Genomic DNA, 21,063 nt, shown 5'->3' with positions numbered 1-21,063 from the left:
GCCATTAGTAGTGCTAATGCAGCTGCAAGTGCTGCTTCGAATGCAATCGTTAGGTTAAGTGCGGATACAGCTAACGCTAGTTCAGCTTTTTCAGCAATGAATAGTACCGCTGCTAGTGAAGCAGCGCAAAACGTAGTTACTACATCTAATATTGTTAGTAGCGCTGTTGCAGCGGCCCAGTTGGCTAGTTCAGCCGTCATTACAAACTCCATTAATGCTTCTAACGCTGCTAAATTAGCCCAAAGCGATTTTGCGGTAGCTAGTATGGCAGCCCAAAGTGCATTTTCATACGCTAATAACGTTATGAACGCATCGATTGCACAGTCCTATGCTAATCAAACAAGTGCGGATTCCAGTAACTTTGCTAGTTATTATAATTCCGTATCTAACGCCCAGATTACAATTGAGATTATGGGTAATTTTGTCTTTGCTCAAAGTGGAATTAACTCTGCTAACAGTAGTGTTCAATCACATTCTAGTGGCATTAGCTCTGCTCAGTCAGTAGTTGCTTCATTATCAGTTAGCAACGCCTCGGACTCTACAATTAGCTACGCAGATAGTGTGATGGCATCAATTATTCCAGCCTACACTAGCGCAAGCTCAGTCACTAGTTTCCAAGCATCCCAATATAATTCGGTTTCTTCTCTGTTGAACACAGCTTCAATCGCAACGACGAGCTACTTTAATCAGATTAGTGCTAATAGTGCTGTTCTGATGTCTGCAATTATAGCTGCAAGTAGTGCTGCTAACGTGGGAAATGCTAGTTTGGCTCAGTCTGCATACCAAGTTGCCTCCTCAGTGATCACTATGGCATCTTCATATGCAAATGCTACCAATCCTTACTTTAATGCTGCAGGCAGCGCGTATAGTAATACTTTTTCTATTATTAAAGTTTCCTACTCTAATGCGAGCCAAGCAAGTAGTTACTCATCAATTGCTGCTTCAGTTGCTAGCAGTGCCGTTAGCACCATTAGTAGCGAGTTGAGCTCTGCTTCAATTCAGACTGCAGCGACTGGCCAATCAGTAAGTATAAATATTAGTTCAATTGCTAACACTGTTTCTAGTTTGGCTGATGGGTCTTCAACAGCCGCAATTACCATTACTAGTACCAGTAGCGACTCCGTCGTGGTAAGTGAAATTAGCTCACAAACGAGTTCAATTGCTGCGGTGGCAAGTTCTGCTACTGCCAATATTGTTGGCAATTCATTATTAAGTAGTGCTTTTTCAGCAGTTAACTTTTTCAATACAATTGCCCAATTAGATAATTCCGATGCTAATTCCCAAAGTAATGTTGCTGCATCAGCAGCGGTTGTAATCTCATCAGCTAGCCAAAGTGTGGCCAGCGCATCTGCTGCGGCTAGTCTAGCTAATTCCGTTGTTCAATCTGCAAATGCCAGTGTGCAGTCAGCAGTTGCTAATAGTGATGCCATAACGGCATCAATTGCTGCGTCGGTAGCTACTTCTGCGGCCCAAATCATTAGCAGTGCCTCAAGTACTGTTCAATCTGTGGGGGCATTGGCATCGACTGCCTCATCAGCAATTAACTCAGCATCAATTGCCACAGCCAATGATAAGCGCTTTATATCCACCTACTTAAGTTCAGCTAGTTCCGCATTAACCGTTATCCAAAACACGGTTGCTGCGGTTAATAATGCCAGTGCTGCTGCTGGGTTTGCGTCTCAAGCTAGTCAAGATAGTTCGGCAGTTAGTCTCTCAGCTAGCGGAAATGATTCTGCAGTAAGCTCAATTAGCCAGGTTGCTAGTGGAGCCGTCCCTCAATCAACGGCAATTAGTGGCGCAACTACTTCGATTGATTCTAATTCAGCTACAATGGCCAGCCTAAGCCAAAAGAATGCCACAAATCCGGTTGTTAGTAGCGCTAATTCAGTTGTTAATGCTGCCTTATCAGCAGCAAGTTCCGCTACTGCGGTAGTTACGAGTGATATGGCAGCATTAAGCTCTGCTAATCAAGCGGTAATCATTTCAAGTAATCAGGCCGTGCTTGCTGGATCATCAGCATCGTCAGCTTACGCTACTGCTGTCAGTGCAGCCGTTGTTGCATCGAACGCTGCCACTAACGGGAATTCGGCGGTCGCTAGTTCCGCTAATCAGGTTGCAAGTAGTGCCGCTGCAGTTGCTGCTCAGGCTGCTAGTAATGCAGCCGTTCAATCCGCTGCCATGCAAAGCGCACTCAGCACTGCTGCACTCGCTTCCGCTCAAATCTCGAATAATAACAGTGCGATTTCACAAGCAGCATTTGATGCATCTAGTGCCACTAGTGCTGCTAAGAGCGCTATCGATAGTGGGCTAAGCTCGGCTAGTGTCACTGCAAGTAGCGCCGCTAGTGATGCTTCAATTGCCGCTAATGCTACGGGTTCTGCCACTAATGGAATCACTAGTAACGTCAATAGCATTACTAGTAATACATCGTTAGTTCAAAGTAATAGCACGCAAGCCAGTCAACAGGCTAGTTTAGCGAACTCCATCAACAGCAGTGCAAGTGCAGTCGCACTGCAAAGTTCACAAAATAGTGCGATTAGCATTGCTTATAGTCACGTTAGTTCAGTGACAGTGATTGCTAACAGCGCCAGTGTAAATGCCGATGTCCAACAATCAATTGCTAACTCGGCTAGTGCTGTTGCTAGTTCCGCAAATTCGATTGCGATTGTTAATTCCCAAGCAGCCCAAGCAGCCGCTAACTCGGCTGCCGCCCAAAGCGTTGCTGCTAGTTCAGCATCTGCTGCTGGTGATAGTATTGCCGCTAGTTCAGCCGCCTCAGCTGCATTATCATACGCATCAATTGCGCAAAGTGCCGCTACGGTTGCCCAATCAAATAGTGCAGTGGCGCAAAGTGCCGCTGATCAAGTTAGTGCTGCCATTACGACCGCAAATGGTGATTACATCATTGCAAGCCAAGCGGTGGTAATTGCTCAATCCTATGCTAATCAAGAATCACAAACGGCAATTGCTTCTTCGACGGCAAGTAATGCGGTTTCAATTGCTAGCATGACAAGTGGATACAACCTATCCGTTAACCAAACGTCAGTAAGCGTATCCAGTGCTAATAATAGTGCGAATATTTACTCCGCACAGGCCAGTAGTGCTAGTGCTACCGTTCAAAATAATAGTGCAGTATTTTCAAACGCAGGGGTTACGATTGGAGCGTTAGCTAGCTATAACGCTGATAACGTATTTGTTGCTAGTGCTAATAACGTGGTTCAATCAGCATCGAGTGTGGCGATCACCGCGGTCCAAAGTGCCACTGAGCAGTCATCAATTGCTAATGCTGCCTCCATTGCAGCTTCTTTAGCTAATGCTCAGGTGAGTGCCGATACCTCAACGGTGAGTTACCAAAACTCAATTGCTAATAGCGCTGCTAGTTTTGCAGTCTCAGCTGCTAACGCTGGGGATTCAGCACTGGCAGCTAGTGCGCTCTCAACTGCTAACACGGCATTAGCTGCTGCTCAGGCTGCAGTTGCAGACGCTAGTGCGCAAGCTACAGCAGTTAATTCAGCAAATGCGAATGGTTCTGCCGCTGCGTTGGTAGCGACTTCCAATACCAATGAATTTAGTACTACAGCTACTAATGCGCAAAAAGCTGCCATTGTTGCTTCAGTTGCAATCAGTAGTGGAATTAATCGTTCCACCATTATTGCAGATAATGCGGCCACCACTGCCCAAAACAACAATTCGTTGGTTACTAATACCGTTAATCTTATGAGTTCGGCTGCTCAATCTGCCAATGGTGCTGTAACCTCCATTGGAAGTGTTGAAAGTCAAATTAACGCAGAATTAGGGAGTGCCAACACCGCACAATCAGTAGTTAATTCGGTTCGATCAGCTTACAGTAATAACGCTGTGGCTAACAGCCTAGTAACGGTTACGTCTGCTGCGGTAAGCTCGCTTGCAGCGGGGAGTTTAGATGCTGCTAATCAATCCCAGGTAGCGAGTCAACAGCTGGCGATTGTTACAGCGGCCAGTGCAAGCGCTTCGATTGCGCAATCAACTGCTGCTAGTGCCGCTACCCAGGTGGCCAATGAATTAAATGCACTTAGTGCCGCTGCTAATAACCTTGATAGTGGGGGAGCCAGTGCTGCTGCTAGTGCTGCTAACTCAGACGCTGAAGTGGTTAGTGCTGCTAATAGTACTGCAGCTTCAGCTAGTGCTGCCATTCAAGCTGCCTCAACTGCAATTAACATTGCTTTAAATGCCACTAATTCAGATGCGATCGTTGTCAGTGCTTCTAATTCGACTGCTCAATCAGCAGCTTCCGTGGCGTTAACGATTGTAAGTGCTGAATCAATCGCTAGTGCCGCTAATTCTTTAGCGGTTGCAACTAGTGATGCGAATAGTTCAGTTATTAATAATAGTACGGCGGTAACTTCATCACAGAATGCGGTTAACGGTTATTCAAGTGCGGTTAATTCTGTAACGGGTACGGTGAGCGTCAATGCTGCTTCAGTCACTAGTGCTATGAATTCGATTGCGGTCTTAAACGTTAATAACGCTACTAATCCAGTTGTTGCTAGTGCCAATGCAGTAATTAGTGCTGCTGTTTCAATTGCTAATTCTGCATCGAATGCGGCTATCCAACAAGCATCGATTGCAGCAATTGCTAGTTCAACGATGGTGCTTGCTAGCTTAAGTGCTAGTCAGTACGAGTCAATTGCATCCACCGCCAACTCAGTAGCCAGTTCTGCTGCATCAGCAGCCCAAGTGGATGCTAATAATGGCGACTTAGATGCGGTTCAAAGTGATGCTGCAATTGCATCGGCAGCGAGTCAAAGTGCAGCGAATGCCCTTACTAGTGCAATGACACAATCATCAATTGCAACTGAACAATCAAGGGAAGCTAGTGCTGCGGTTGATTCTATTAATGCTGCCCAAAGTGCAGTTACCAGTGCTGCAATTAATGCTAGCGGGGCCGCTTCAGATGCAACCTCCGCAATTCACAGCGGATTATCAATTGCCAATAGCGTTGCTAGTTCTGCTGTAGTTGCTACGTCCACTGCTAATGGACTCGTTAATTCAATTAATAATGAGGTTGTTTCCGCTGGCATCAACACCAATTCGTTTGTTAGCGACACTACTGAGCGTTCTTCACAGGGTGCTTCAATTGTTACCCAAATCCAGGCTGATTTATCAGCTACAAACAGTATTGCTAGTCAATACTCGGCCAATGCCCAAATTAGTAGTGTTAATTCAGTTGTTAACTCGGCGAATAGCGCTGCTGTTCAGGTTAGTACAGATGCTACTAATCAAGTTAAGATTGCCACAAATGCCAGTGCATCCGCATCTGTGGCAAGTCAAAGTGCAGCTAACGCATTATCGTTAGCCAGTTCAGCGATGAGCGTTGCGGATGCGCAAATGATTATTGCCCAGTCAGCAAGTGTGGCAATTAATAGTGCAGCCGCCAGTACCGCTGCTTCACTGGCGAGTTCAGCTGTTAAAGTTGCTAACTCAGCAATTGTCGATGCGCAAACTGCTAGTGCGACTGCCCAATCAGCAACTAGCGTGGCTTCAAATGCTGCTAGCACCGCTCAACTGGATCTAGTTACCGTTAGTTCGATTGCTGTGGTTGCCGGTTCTGCTAACCAAGTTGCCATTCAAACCGCTGATGCAATTTCCAATGCGGTGGTTGCTAGTTCCGCAAGCCAAAAAGCGGGGCAATATAATCAATCCGTTGGCAGTGGTTCTAACACCGTTTCTAGTGCTGGGAATACAGTGAACGCTAATTCAGCAACCGTTACTAGCGTGAATATTGCAACCATAAGCAATGCTAATTCCATCAGCATTGCCACTAGTATTATTAGTAGTCTAAATAATCGTAATGCTGATAATTCAGCCGTTAGTTCTGCCACCAGCGTGGTTAGTTCAGCTAGTGCTGCAATTCAATCTAAGCTCGCCGACCAGCAGGCGCAGGCATCAGCTGTAGTAGTTGCTCAATCATCTTTAGCTAAGGCAAGTAGCACTGCCACAGTTGCTTCTGTCGCTGCTAGTGTTGCTAATTCGACTGCGGCGAGTGCTGCATTAGCTGCTTCCTCTGCTGCGAACAATGGCGATTCAGCAACTGCATCCACCGCAGCCGCTATTGCAATGAGTGCAATGTCAACAGCTGAATCCAATTCAGAATTGGTTGCCCAACAAACATCAATTGCAAATGCAGCACTAACGGCTGGTTCCGTCGCTGCTTCAATGGTCGCTGCTGATCAGGCCACAATTTCAAGTGCAGTCAGTGTTGCTCAATCTGCAGCGAATACCGCAAATTCAGCAATCAGAAGTGCAATTGATAGTTCGGTAAGCTTAGCTAGTTCAGCGAGTGCGACCGCTACCTCTGATACCAGTGGGGTTAATGCAAACAGTGCGGGCATTATTAACAATAGTAATGCCACTGATAGTAATTCTGGAGTCGTTAAATCTAATGCAGTTGCCACTAGTGTGGTTGCTAGCCAAGTGTCACAGACCAATAGTGTCATTTCGTCCCTTGCAGACAGTCACTCACAAAATGCGGTAATTAGTTCCGCTACTAGTACGGCAGCGACTCAAGCTATAGCTGCTAGTCAGGCTAATTCAGATGCGATTGCCCAAATTAGCGTGGCGGATTCAGCAGTTAAAGCTGTCCAGTCAGCCATTAGCTCGGCTAACACTGCAAGTACAGCAGCTTCAGTTGCTAATCAGGTAGAAAGTCGAGCCAATAGTTTAGTTCAATCTGCATCGGTTGCAGGTGATAGTGATGCGGCCAGCACTGCTGCTAGCACTGCTGTTTCTGCCGCCAATGAAGCAAATGCCGCCATTAAAGACGCTTCGATTGCTAGTTCAACCGCGCAAAGTGCAGCTAGTCAAGCTGCTCAAGCGGCTAGTAATGCGGCTAGTGCCCTTAGTGTTGCTAACTCAGCCGCCAGTCAGATTTCCATTGCGGGCTCAATTGTTTCATCAGCCACGATTCTTGAATCTGCAGAAATTGCTAGTGCTAGTTCAACCAATTCATTTGCAGAAGGAGCAAATCGGGCTGCTTCAATCGCAGCAGCCAGCGCTGGTAGTTATTCGACTGATGCGGATAAGTTTACTAGCCAGACCAGTGAATCCACTAGTTTAGCCGGTAGCTATAACAACAATGCTTATAATCAATGGCAATCGGCAATGGCGGTACTGGGCTCTAATGAAGCTAATAAGGTAATCCAAACCACGGTGGCCCTAGCCCAATCAGCGGAAGTATTAGCTAGCTCCGCTAAATCTGATGCATCCATTGCAAATAGTCAAGCTAGTGATGCCAATGTGGCTGCAAAATCTGCTTCAAGCGTTGCTATTGCCCTTAGCCAAGCGGTTAGTCAAGCTGTTACTAGTGCTTCTGATAAGGCCTCCTTAGCAAGTAGTTATGCGTATGCTGGAAATTATAGTGCGGCTTCTGCAGCTAACGTTCTGGCAAGTAGTTATGCAACGGTTGCTAACGATTCAGCAAGCAGCACTTCATCGGCTGCTCAACAAGCGTCCATATTTGCTTCAACCGCTGCTTCCGCTTCCGTGCGGGCTTCGATTGCTGAATCCAACGCCTCCATTGCGGCTTCGCTAGCTTCTAGTTATAACTATGGTGCTCAGATTGCTTCATACGAGGGGAGTTTAGGATCCTACTCTGCAGTGGTTACTTCAAACAGTGCTAATAGTGCGGTCTCAAATGCAACGAACACAATTACCGCTGCTGAAGCATTCAATGATATTGCATCCCAGTATGCTTCCGCTGCTAACTCATCAACGGTGCTCACTTCAAACGGAAATTCAAGCATTGCTGATTTTAATGGCTCAACTAGTGTAGCGCTCAGTAATAACCCAAGTAACGCGATTATTCAAAGTGCTGCAGTCATTGTTACATCGGCTTCCGTTGTTGCGAGCGGATTAAATTCGTCAGCATCGGTTGCTAACCAACAGGCACAGACGGCTAACAGCTTAGCATCATCAGTGTATTCAGTCGCAATTGCTGCTAGTTCAGTTGCACAAAGCTATGCCGCCTTAGCAATCAGTAATGCAATACTTGCTAGTTCTTATGCTGAGGAGGGGAGTGCTAAGGTAGCTTCTTCAGTGAACTCCACTGCTTCAGAAGAGGCATCAACTGCATCTAGTGCGGCTAGTGCGGTTAACAGTGCCAACCTTGCCATCTCTAGTTATGCTGAAACTGCTTCAATGGCTGCTGACGGTGCGGCGCAAAACGAAATCTTAATTGAGAGCGTGATTTTAGCTGCTTCAAGTGCAAACAGTGCGGCGCAATCAGCCTCAAGTGCTGAAAGCCTTGCAATTGCCAGCGCTAATGCGGCTACTAATAGCGCCGTGACTGCTTCTAATGAGGCAGCGGCAGTAGTACAGAGTAATTCAACTAGTCTTAATTCCGTTACTTCTGCTGTATCCCAAGCAACAGTGGTGATTAGGAATGCAGCTAATGAAACTAATCGTGCTAGTGCAGCCGTTAATGCTGCCAATGCGGCCCTATCCAGTCACGCAAGTAACGGGGTTATTCAAGTAGCCGTCGCTAGTGCTAGTCAAGCACTAGTTGCAGCTCAGTCTGCAAGTGTGGTTGCTGATAGTGCAACTACCCAGGCTCAAATTAATAGTCAAAATGCAGCTAGCGCAGCTTCACTAGCAGTCATTAATGCGGCTGGTGCTAGTTCTGCGGCCACGGTAGCAAGTAGCTATGCTAATATTGCTAAATCGTATGCCAGTCTTGGCAGTGAAGCCGCCGCAGCTAATGCCAATGCTCAGGCCTCAGTAGCGGCTTCAGTAGCTAGTTCATATGCTGCGGCTGCTAAGGATAATTCAATCGCTGTTGCAGCGGATAGCGATGCTGCCAATGCGGCCCTTAGTTCCGCAAACGATGCGTTGACTCAAGTTAGCTCAGCCATGAGTACCGCTAGTCAACAAAATAGCGTTGCCCAGTCTGCTGCTAGTGTGCAAGACCAGGCAATCAGTAGTGCTGATTCAATCAATAGTGCCACGCAAACGATTGCTAGTTCTGGTAATACCGTTCAACAGTCAGCAGGGATGGTTAATAATAGTGTTGTCGAACTTGCTTCTTCAGCAACCACAGCGCTTACCCAAGTTGAATCAGTTAACGATTCAGTTACTAGTGCAGCTACCGTTATTAAACAATCGTTATCGACTCACCCAAGTAATACGGCTATTCAATCAGCGTTAGCGACTGCTAATGCTGCTATTACCAGTGCCAATTCAGCAATTAGCGTTGCCAGTCAACAAAATGCAGCTGCTCAATTAGCGAATAGTTCCGCAAGCGTTGCTAATGATTCGGTAGTTGCCAATAATTCGTTAGCCCAAAGTGATACGATTGTTGCTAATGATTTAATTGCAAAGGCTAAATCAGCTGCTGTAGTCGGCAGTACAAGCGATGCCGAAACATTCAACAGCCAGGCTGCAGTGACAATGGCAAACGCTAAGTCAGCTGCCGATAATGCTAAGTTAGCTGCGCTTGATGTTGATAAATATAATGCACAGGTTTCAGTTGCTAACTCCCAAATTGCTAGTGCAGCGGTAATCATTAACGCTGCTAATGCAGCTGCCAATAGTGCTCAAGTGGCTGCAACAACTGCTGCTAACGTTCAGGATGCTGAAGTTAAGTCTGCTAGTTACAGTGTTGATCAAGCGAGTGCCAATTCAGCGAGTGCTAACGGTGCCATGAATTCGGCGAGCGCTTCAAATAGCCAAGCTGTTAGTGCTGCTAATAACGTTTCTGTGGTCACTAGTCAATTAACTAGTGCGCAAGGCACCGCGCTTAACGATTCAATTGCAGTGGATGCTGAACTTTTTAACCATTCTAGTAACGCAGTAATCATTGCTGCTAAACAAAGTGCAAGTTCGGCGGTAAATACGGCTAGTTTAGCCCTATCAACTGCTGCATCTGCATCCACTGTAGCCCAAACGATTAAAAATAGTGCTCAAGCTGCCATGCTGCAAAATAGCTCTGCTAATTCGGTTGCTCAGAATAACGCGACGTTAGCAGCTAGCAATGCGGCTCAGGCAACGATTGAAGCTCAATTAGGGAATTCATCAGTTGCTGATAGTTTGAATAATGTGGCACAAAGTCAAGCTCAAAATGCCGGGGCTGCTGCTAATCTTGCCAGCCAATATGCAAGTAGCGTTAGTGCATACGCTAGTCAAATCATTTCAATTAATAGCTCGATTTCAAGTGCTTTTAATACTGCATCCCAGGCCGCGATTACTGCATCGAACGCTAAGACCACTGCTCAATCTGCAGCCAGTGTTCAGGATCAAGCAATTGCCAGTGCTAGTTCAATGACCAGTGTAGCTGTGCTTGCTTCATCCGATGCACTCGCCCAGTCACTAGTGGCTAGCAGTTTAGGTGCACAAGCAACGGTAGCTAATGATAATACTAGCTCAGTAATCAACGTGGTTGCTTCAGCGAGTGCCCAAGCAGCTAGTGATCAAGCTAGCATTGCGGTAATCCTAGCTAGCCATTCTGATAATACTATGATTCAAGCTGAATTAAGCGCTGCGAATGCGGAACAATCATTCATTAGTTCTGTTGCGGATGATGCTAGTGGTGCCAACCAATCAGCCAATGCTGCGCAGTCCAGTGCCGATTCGGCATCGACGGCGGCCGCGATTGCAAATTCAAATGCGATTGCGAATGCAGCAAGTGCAATTTCCATTGCTACTGAAGCCATTAGTGCAGCTACCGCGGGGAATGCTAGTGCTGCCGTTACGCTTAATAGCCAGGCGGCGGCCGCTGCTTCAGCTGCTAGTGTATTTGCAGGACAGGTTTCCGCAAATGCGCAGTCAGTTGCAGAATTTAATGCGATTGTTCAATCTGCATATAATCGGGTTAAATCTGACGCTGCATTAGTGAATACTGCCACTGCTAGTGTTACATCCGCACGTAATGCTGCTCAATCAGCTGCAAGTGTTCAAGATAGTGCGGTATCATTAGCGGATGCAACTTCCGTTAGCGCATCCAAAACGAGTGTCAATGCTAGCCAAACCAACCAAAGTGCAACTACCCAAAGCAATCAAATGGCTTCCGCAGCTGCTGCTGCAAATAGTTTGAATCAAGCTACTAGTGGCACTTATAATCAATTGCGCCAATCTAATAGTGCGATTGCGGGGCTTCAATCTAGTGCCCCAAGTAATGCTGTCATTAACAGTGCAGCTCACTCCGCTTCAATTTTAGCTAGTGGTGCTAAGGTGGCTTCGGCAAACGAAAGCAGTGCAAATTCAATCGTTCAATCTATGCAATCGACTACCGCTAGTTTGACTGATGCTGCTAGTGCTGCCAATCAACTAGCTAGTCAACAAGCGCGCTTAGCATCAGAAAATGCATCAAGTGCGGTTAGTGCTGCAAATGCTGGGGACGTTTCGGACGCCAATCAATTTAACAGCGATGCATTAGTAGCAAGCACTGCCGCTTCCTCCGCTGCGAATGCGGTTGCCAGTGCTTCCACTGCGTTATCAAGCACTGCTTTAATTCAAAGGAATGCAATCAGTCAAGCGAATAGCTACAATGCAGTTGTCACCGCTGCTGCTAGTGGAATTTCACTAGCAAGCTCCGTTGCTCAATCAGCATCCAGCGCCCAATTAAATGCAATTAACACTGCAAGTGCCACTTCGAATAACGCTGTAAACGCCATTAGTGCGGGGAACCTTGCCAGCAGTACGGTTAGTGCTCAAAATAGTCAAGCTACCGATTCTAACCAAAGTGCCGGAAAATGGACGACCCAGACTAGTTTAAATAAGGTGCAAATTAATAGTGACAGCAACTTAATTAGCTCCCTGGCCTCTAACTACCCAAGTAACGAAACGATTGCTAGCGCTGCTGCAACCGCAGCTTCACAAACCACAATCGTTAATTCAGCGTTAGCGGATGCCCAAATTGCTAGTTCCCAAGCTAAGTCAGCGGCCAGTCAGGCTCAAAGTTTAGCTGATGAAGCTGCTCAGGCTAATAACTTAGGAATTTCCAATGCTAATCAAGCATCGCTAGTTGCAAGTCAAGCGGTTGTCGCTGCCCAATTGGGGCAGTCGGCAAATGCATATTCATTGAACAGTCAGGCTCAAACGCTGGCTAGTTTAGCAAATTCTTCCGCTATCTTGGTAAGCAGTTATGCTAGCCAAGCAACTTCATATGCTGGAAGCGCTTCGTCCGCTAACTTACGGGCATCAAGCGATGCCGATTTAGGGAGTACCGCATCGTTAGCGGCATCTAATGCTGCGTCACAAGCGATATCCGCTGCCGTAGTTGAAAACAATGCCAATAGTAGCTCCAATGTGACTTCCGCAACCGCATCAATTGCAAATAGTGTGGCTAGCTCAGCAGCTAGTTCCGCAGGTAACACTAATAAGCAGGCAATTAACAATGTCCAAAGCATTAGTGGAGGGATTGGTTCGGTAATTGCTGATCAAAGTGCTGTTAATAGTAATGCAATAATTGTTGCTAGCATTAATAGTAACCCCTCGTATTCCGTTAACCAGGATGTGACCGCTGCCGAAAGAACTGCGGTTACTGCTTCCAGTCAGGCGAGTGCTGCATATTCAATTGCATCTGCAGCCAGTGCTGCTGCCCAACTTGCATTAAGGAGTGCTCAATCAGCGTATAATGCGGCTAGTTTAGATAGTGTGGCAACTAACTCTAACGCCCAATTAGCTACCTCCAATGCATCGAATGCTATTAGTGCCGCCAAAGCCGGAAATGCATCCGCCGCTAATGATTTCAATACAACTGCCTTTAACTATGCTGCTAGCGCTGCTGTTTCAGCTAGTCTAGCTAATTCGTATGCTAGCGATATTGATAAGGATAATGCAATCATTAATTCGGCGAACGTTCAAATGACAAGTGCAATTAGCAGTGCGGATGCCGCTAATGCAGCGGCTTCAAGTGCACTGGCAACAGCTAATGCAGCGGTTAGTGCTCAAAATAGTCTAATTGCGAGTGCGAGTGCGATTAAGAGTGCGGCTAGCCAAGCAGCTAGTTCAATTAGTGTGCTTGCTACTGCTGCTAATTTGGATGCATCGCAAACTGCTATCGTTACCAGTAGTAACGCTGCCTTAGCCAGTCAAATTGGGTCCCAATCGAATGCGATTGCCACTGATTCTAGGGCTACTAAGGATATCTTAATCCAGAATCCAAGCAATGCTGTTATTTCAGCTGCCAATTCAGCGGCTACCAATGCGTTTATCACTGCTTCTTCGGCTGCAAAGACAGCTGTTCCGTTAGACGCTAGTGCCCAGTTGATCAATAGTGCGGTAATTGTAAATAATGCTAACCTTAATATGAATGCTTCGGCCGTTAAGCAAAACGAATCTTTAGTTGCTGGGCTCATTAGTGCTGCAACGAGTGCCGCAGTGATTGGTGATCAGTCGAATGCAGCCAGCTTAAACAGTCGGGCTCAATCGATTGCTAATAATAATGCTAGCTTAGTTGATGCTGCTAACTCAGATAGTGGTAAAATTAGGACCCTTAGCTCAGCGGCAACTGGATTGAATGATCAGATGCAAACCCTGACTGATTCAGTGAGTGCTGCTAGTCAACTTGCTTCCAGTGCCCTTTCGACTGCTCAATCTGCGACCATTGTTGAATCCCAAGCAATTACTAGTGCTAAATCAACTGAATCAATGGCTTCTAATGCTGTTGTCACTGGAAACGAAATTACAAGCGGGGCTGCAACCATCAATGCATTAAATGGTCCGCTAGTAACTAGCCTTAGCGATGTAGCCAGCCAAGTTGTGAATGATAATCAACAAGTGATTAACTTGCAATCAACTGCCACTAGCGTTTTAGCTAGTCATTCTGATAATTCAATTATCATTAGTGCTAACAGTACTGCGCTTGCTGCCGTTGGGAGCGCTAGCACGGCTAATTCACTAGTTTCCGCTGCTAACTCGACAGCACAACAGGCATTTACCAGTATCCAATCGGCTTCGAATGGTTTAGCAACCGTTAATTCAGCCATTCAGTCTGAAAACGCAATTGCAACTAGCAACGCGGAAGCCGCAATTAGTGCAGCCAAAGTTGGTGATTCAGCAGCTGCCCAATTTAACAGTGTTGCTAGTAGTGCTGCATCAGCAGCTGATAGCTATAAAAATAGCGCCAGTTCGATTGCAAATGGGATTCAGTCCCTCTCTGACGTCATTAATTCCGCTAACCAAACAGCTAATGCTGCTCAATCAACAATGCATTCGCAACTGAGTTTAGCTGCGAGTGCGCAATCAACTGCAATTTCAGCTGCTAGTCTGGAAGATCAAATTATCAGTGATGCGAACAACTTAGTTACGGCAGCTAATTCTGCTGCAGCTAGCACCACGACTGCCAGCGAAGTTGCAGAAAATGCTGCTTCTGGGGCAGCCATTAATTTCCAATCCGCAAAGGATATTGATAGTCAAGTTCAGGCTGCTGCTGGTCAAATTATTTCTAACGCTAATGCTGGGGCTACTATTTTAAATAGCCATGCTTCCAATACCGTTATTAGTTCAGCAAATGTAATTCTAAGTAACACTGCTAAATCGACAAATGCTGATTTAGCGTTAGTTAGTGGGAACAATGAGATTATTAAATCTGCTGGTAGTGACGCTGCTAAAGCGGCTGCTTTAACAAGCGTTGCCAGTAACAGTGCCCAATCAATTACCACGAGTGCTATTGCTGATGCTAACAGTGCTGCAGCTGCAGCTAAATCTGGAAACCTATCATTAGCGGAATCACTTTACAGCGATGCTAGTATTAAAACCGCAAACGTTGAAACCTATGCTAGCTTAGCTAGTTCGTATGCAGCCAATGCAGTTGCTGCTAATTCTGCAATTGCGAACGCTAGTCAACAAATGAGTGGAATGGGGAGTAGCATTAACACGCTTGCATCCACTGCTTCATCAGCGTATGCCACTGCATCTGTTGCTGCTAGTGTGGAAAATTCAGAGGTTAGCAAGGCTAGTTTTGAAACTAACATTGCTAGTTCAGCGAATAGTCAAGCGGACACTTACAGTTCCTCTGCCAGCGCTGTTGGAACTAACGCCCAAGCCATTGCTGATAGCGCTAGTGGATTCAACAGTCAGGCAATTACCAATCAACAGGCAATTGAAACTGACGTAAAGATAATTAACTCCCTTCTAAACAGTCATACCAGTAATGCAGCTATTTTATCCGCATCCAGTGCTGCAAGTCAGATTGCAATCAGCATTAGTTCAGCAGCCACTGATGCGGTAATGGCAAATTCGCAAGCTCAGTCTGCAAATGGTTTAGTGCAGTCTTATAATGCTCGAACCAGTAGTGCCAATGCTGCTGCTCAATCTGCATTTACCAATGCATCAACAGCTGCATCTAATGCAGCGAGTGCTGCTAGATTAGGAAATTCATCCACTGCTGATTCGTTCAATGTCAAAGCATCAATAAATGCTAGCTTAGCTAGTTCTAATGCAATTGTTGCTGGCATTAATGCAACCAGTGCTGCCGAAGTGAGCCAGCTAGTTAGCTCTGCGAATAGTCGCGTTGCCGATGATGCAAATGTTGTTTCACAGGCAATGCTTAGCATAAGCAGTCTGTTAAGTACGGCTAGTGTGGCAGCAATGGTTGAAGATGATCAAGTAAGTGCGGCTAACAGTTATAGTAGCAATGCTGCAACTGCATCTATGGACGCGTCGAATGCTAGTTTCAGTGCTAGTTCCGCTAGTGTTGCCATTGCTTCTAATGTTAATGATATCAATGGTAATAATTCTCAGGCAATTATGAATAGTCAACAGATTGAAGCCAGAAGTAACGCTTTGCAATCGATTATCGCTAAGCACCCAAGTAACGCTACCATTATTTCGGCGGCTAGCGTAATTACCGGAGCTGAAAGTAGTGCCCAATCAGCGCTTAGTAATGCAACCTTAAATAGTATTTATGCTCAGTCGTTAGCTACAAGTGCCAAACGAGTTGCTCCTTTGATAAATGCTGCCGAATCAACAGCTAGTGTTAACGCCGGCAACGCTTCAATTGCAGCTTCGAATGCTATTATTGCTGCCCAGATGGGGAACTCTGCAATCGCAGATTCGTTTAACCAAAAGGCTTCCTCCAGTGCTAGTTTAGCTAGCAAGCAGGCTAGTCTGGCGGGTAGCTACATGGCAATCGTTAATGGTTTGAATGCTTCGTTATCTGCTGCAAATGCAAATCTTGATTCAGATTTAACAACCGTTAGCGCTGCCAGTTTAGCTGCATCGAATGCTCTCGAAATTGCTACTAGTGCTGCTTTAAGACAGGATGCTGAAGTTAATAGTGCCCAGTCAGCTTCTAATACCGCTTCATTAGCTAGTTCCGTTAGTTCATTAGCAAGTCAGGGGGCTAGCACCAATAACTCGTCAGCTAGTTCGGTAGTCGTTGTCAACGAGCAGTTAACTAGCCAAGCTGCCAGCATGAGTAGCGTAATCGCAATTCAATCTCAAGAAGTAGCTTCATTATTAGCAAAGAACCCAAGTAATGCCGTCATTGCCGGAAATAATAATGTTACTAACGATACGTTCTCAATCGCAAGCTCCGCTTTTTCTGACATTTCAAATGTTAATAGCGCGGCCCAATTAGCCAGCGTGGCTGCTTCTAATGCGGCCAGTCAGGCTAGTGGTGCTACCCAAGCGGCGAGTGCTGCTGCAGGATTAGCGGTTAGCAACGCAATTAATGCTGCCAGCGCGGCACAGTTAGGCCAAGTTTCGCTGGCTGATTCATTGAATCAGGTTGCGACTAGCCAAGCCCAAGCAGCAAGCTTAAATGCTCAATCAGCTAGTTCGTACGCATCAATCGTAATTGCAATGAATTCAACTGTTGAATCCGCAAATAACTACATTGCTGCAACGTTGAAGGCAATCGATGAAGCTAGCTTTGTTGCTTCCAATGCTGATGGCGCTGCTAAGCAGGCTGCATTAATTCAAACTTCTGAGGTCAATAGTGCTAATTCAATTATTGCTTCGAATGCCACTGTTCAATCAGCAGTTGTTACTAACAGTTCGGCTTTGAACTCATTGGTTGCTGATGCTAATACTCAATCTTCAATTGCAGTTGTTAATATTGAAACCATTAATAGTGATTTAAGCTCTGTTGCAATGGATAATAGTGTAATTGCTTCACTAGCGCTTTCATATTCCAGTAATGGTGCAATTATTAACGCATCCTCGGCTGCTAGCTCCGCGTTTTCAACTGCAAATGCAATTAGTTCGGTGGTTTCAAGTGCTAATCAACAGGCACAATCCGCAAATACGGTTGCGCAAAGTGCCTCTGTTCAAGCTGCTACGTTCAACCAAGCTGCTTCGCAAAGTGCATCGCTGGCTGCTAAGGCAGCAAGTAGTGCCATTAGTGCTGCTCAAATTGGGAATAGCAGTGCTGCTGATTCGTTGAATTCATTAGCAGTTAAAAATGCTAACCAGGCTGAAGTTGATTATAGCGCCGCTGGTTCCTATACCAACATCATCGCTGCCATGAATACAACGATTACCAGTGCTAACGTTCAAATTTCCCAAGCGGTTCAATCCGCAAATGCAGCCCGCATAGTTGCTTCGAATGCGTTGGTTGCTGCTCAGTCAGCCGAAGTTGTGCAAAGTCAAGAGGTTGCAAGTGCGACATCGATTACTAGTGCAATCCGGTCGATTGCAAGTAGTGCTGCCAACAATGCAAACCAAGTTAATCAAGAACATGCTCAAACAGTAGTAATTGCCAGTCAAACTAGTGGATCCAACAGTTTAGCTAATTCTAATAGTAGTTCGGCAGCTGGTCAGTTAGCAGTGATTAAGTCGGTTTGGGATAAGAACGAAAGCAATGCCACAATCAGTTCTGCTTACATGACAGCCTCGAAGGCAGTTGCAACGATTAGTTCAGCCGCTTCGGATGCAGTAATGGCCAATCAGGCTGCGCAGTCAGCAAGCGCATTAGCGCAGTCCAATGCTGCAACCGCAAGTTCAGCCAATTCAACGGCACAATCACTTAAGAGGATGGCTGAAAGCTACGCTAGTTCCGCTAATTATAATGCGGTGCTTGGTAACTCAGCTGTTGCTGATAGTCTTAATGCAGCTGCGAACTCAGTTGCTCAGGTAGTAGCATCCCTCGAAAATGTTACTAGTGCGGCGCTAAAGGTGGCTTCAAGTGCCAATGTCGCTGTTTCATCAGCTTCCGTTCGGGCTGCAAATGACGTGAAAAAGGCTGAAATTGCTAGTTCAATCGTTGCTTCCGCTACTACTGCTGCGGTTTCCGAAGCGGATGCTGAAAGTGGAACTGCGTCCGCTGCAAAGAGTAACTCTGACGATGCCAATCGCAAGGCTTCGGATGCTGCAAGTACGGCAAGTAGTGCTAGTTCAGTCAACAATGATACTAGTAAGGTGGCTGCCAGCGTTGATAGTAACGCTTCTAGTGCAAGTAGCATTGCTAGTCAAGCCAGTGCCGGGACGAGTGTAATTAACAGTATTGCAAGCGAAAATAGTAGTAATGCGGTTATTAGTAGTGCCGCATCAACAGCTAATGCTGCTCAATCAATCTTTAATTCTGCTAGTTCACAGGTTGCTAGTTCTAACTCCGCCGCTCAAAGCGCCAAAAACGATGCTAGCTCCGCTAACAGGACTGCCAGTGCTGCTAATAGTGCTGCTGCCAGTGAGGCCTCACAAGCTGCTAGTTATGCCTCAATTGCATCTAGCGCCGCTGCCAAGGGTGATTCCAGTGCCGCCAGCAGTGCCACTGCTAAGGCATCGAGTGCTGCCAATGCTGCTAGTTCGGCTGCTAGTGCCGGAAATTCTGCTGCTGCAGTGGTATCGTCTGCTAATCGTGTAGTGAACTCAATTGCGAGTGCTGTGAACAGTGCTACATCTGCAGCAAATAGTGCAACTAGCATTATTAACAGCATGACTAGCGTTGCATCTTCTGCAGCATTAGCTGCTCAGTCGGTATCTGCCAAGGCTTCTGACTACAGAAGTTCTGCTAATTCAGCTTCGATGAATGCAAGTCAAGCAGCTGCGAGTGCCTATTCAACCGCCAGTGTGGTTTCCAGTGCCGCTAGTCAAGCCAGTTCAATTAGTAGTAATGCTCAGAATGATAATTCAATAGCGGCTAGTGCTAAGAGTCAGGCTGATTCATATGCATCGCTGGCTTCAAGTAACGCTACCGGCGCTTCGTATGCATCAACCGTAAGCTCGGCTACTAGTGTGGTGAGTTCTGCTAACGTTGTCATAAGCAGTGCTAATAGTCAGGTTCAAAGTGCGGAATCAGTTGCCAGTAGCGCCAACCAAGCTGCCGAATCAAATCATTCTGCAGCTGCAAACGCTACCGCAACTGTAAGTAGTGCAACTAGTGAAGCTGCTAGTGCCGCCAGCGCTGGAGACTCGAATGCGGCTAGTCGTTACAATTCACTTGCCAGTTCCGCCGCTAGTGATGCTAATTCATTTGCTAGTGCTGCTGAAGCTGCTAACTCGGTGGTTAATAGTGCCGCTAGCGTAGCTAGTTCGGCATTAGTGGTAATTAATTCAGCAGCGAAAATCGCTAGCTCTGCAGTAATCGTTGCAAATAGTGCTACTGCTGGCGCAAGCAGTGCATACGCTAGTGGAGCGAATAGTAGCGCAAGTAGCAGTTCGACCACTAGTGGGACTAGTGGATCAACGATTAACAGTATCGCTAGTTCCTACGCGTTGATTGCAAGTAGTGCTGCTCGTAGTGTAGCGTCAATTAGCAATGCAATAACGTCTGTTGCTAATCTGGCCCCTAGTTATGCAAGTAGCACGAGCCTGACTTCATTGAGTGCTAGTGCAATTATTCAACAAAATTCATTGAATAACTCCAAAGCGGAGAGCATAGCCTCAATTGTCTCAACAAATAGCGCAATTAGTAGCTACCTAGCAGCTGCCAGTTCAGCAGTTGCCAATGGTAATTCAGCTGCCTTGGATATGGCAAACGCTTATCGGCAAGCCAGTTCTGCTGCTATCGTAGCAAGCAGTGCCGTTCAAATGGTGAGTGCCGCTAATAGTACTGTAATTTCTGCTAATTCAGTGGCCAATAGTGCTAACGTTGCTGCATCTGCCGCCCTTATCAATGGCGACGAATCAAAGGCTAATCAACTGGTTGCAGTTGCTAGCGCTGCTGCTTCAGTTGCCCAATCTGCTGGGAGTCAAGCAGTGGTTGCTAATTCATTGATCATTTCTGCCAATTCAGTTGCTAGCGGAGCTGCTAGCCAAGCAGCAGCTGATTATGAAACCATCGTATTATCTGCCAAGTTAGGATTAGCTGCTAACGACGCATTAGTATCAGCTGCAAATAAGAGCTTGTATAATGACGGAATTGCTGATGCTAAGATTGGCTTTAAGAAGGAACCCGGCGATGCTAGTGAATCCGCCTATCAAGCTGCATACGATGGTTATATTCGTGGTGTCAAGGGCAAGCAGGCACAGACTTCGTTTACCGACTCAAGTAGTCTATATCGAACTGACTACGAAAAGGCATACCAAGTGGGCAGGAAGCAATATCTCGCTGAATATGCCAGTGGGCAAGCAGCTGCTAAACGTGATTTAGTTGCTAAGAAGTCATTAGCTGGCCAATCCCTTGGTTATAAGAATGGTTATGTTAAGGCCTTCAACACTAAACTGCGTAAACAACCAATTTATGTATATAATCAAAAACCAATTTATGTTTATTCAACCGCAACGTTTAGTGATTCTAAGCGGATCAAACGGTATAACAAGCAACCACGGAATCGAATTCACGAATTTAGGGTCAATCGGATTGCACTTTCCAGTAGTGGGTTAGTTCGTTATTACGTTCAAAACCACTTAACAAGCCTCATCCATAAGGATAATGGATACATTACTGCTAATCATAATTACATTAAGTTAGCCTACTACCAAGGCAGTGATTATAAAATTGCTAGTCCAAAAGTGGTGAAAGTAATTAATCCAAAGGGCGCACGGCTACATCCTAATAAGACGTTTACCGTGAAGGGGACCTACTACCGACCAGGTGCAAAGATTAACGTTAAACGGGTTGTAAAGTATAAGGGATTAACTAGGTTCTATGTCGGGCACGGCAAGTACCTAACCAGTAATAAAAAGTTCGTTCGTTTCATATAG

Annotated in this window: 1 protein-coding gene (only partly in view); it reads left to right on the top strand. The window is 46.0% G+C overall.

Annotated elements, in window-relative coordinates; all coding sequences use genetic code 11:
• A protein-coding gene (locus HZL42_RS08790) for a DUF5776 domain-containing protein (protein ID WP_219283297.1) crosses the window boundary here: on the top strand, positions 1 to 21,063 show its 3' portion. 8,928 nt of this gene lie to the left of the window's left edge; only the last 21,063 of its 29,991 coding nucleotides appear in the window; its start codon lies beyond the left edge, outside the window; its stop codon occupies positions 21,061 to 21,063.

This window comes from Lactobacillus sp. Sy-1 (genome assembly GCF_019303535.1).
Lineage (GTDB): Bacteria > Bacillota > Bacilli > Lactobacillales > Lactobacillaceae > Nicoliella.
Note: the sequence above shows the minus strand (reverse complement) of the source record. Positions and strands in the feature narration are given on the sequence as shown.